The organism is Mesorhizobium sp. M1E.F.Ca.ET.063.01.1.1, from assembly GCF_003998155.1.
Classification (GTDB): Bacteria; Pseudomonadota; Alphaproteobacteria; order Rhizobiales; family Rhizobiaceae; genus Mesorhizobium.
Window position 1 is genome coordinate 1 of the sequence record NZ_RZSC01001692.1, and the last position, 414, is coordinate 414.

The window sequence follows — 414 nt, forward strand, 5'->3', positions numbered from 1 at the left end:
CCAGCAGGCCGAGGACGACGATGCGGTGGCGCCGGATGCGACCGGCATCGGCAAGATGCGCTGGCCGGTGCGTGGGCGCGTCATCTCCGGCTTCGGCTCCGGCAAGGATGGCGTCGACATCGCGGTGCCGGAAGGAACGCCGATCAAGGCGGCCGAGAACGGCGTCGTCATCTATGCGGGCGACGGCCTCAAGGAATTCGGCAATACCGTTTTGGTGCGCCACGAGAACGGACTGGTCACCGTCTACGGTCACGCCAGCTCGATCGAGGTGCAGCGCGGCCAGAAGGTCAAGCGCGGCCAGGAGATCGCGCTGTCCGGCATGAGCGGCACCACCGACTCGCCGAAGCTGCACTTCGAAGTGCGCAAGAATTCGGCCCCGGTCGACCCGTCCGGCTACCTCGAATAGAACAAGAA

The 414-nt window shown here is 65.9% G+C and carries 1 protein-coding gene; it reads left to right on the forward strand.

Going from position 1 to position 414, the window contains the following annotated elements:
* Window positions 1-406 (forward strand): M23 family metallopeptidase (locus EOA29_RS40450; RefSeq protein ID WP_145970202.1); only part of this gene is annotated, 406 nt, incomplete at its 5' end.
* Window positions 407-414: the final 8 nt, after the last annotated feature.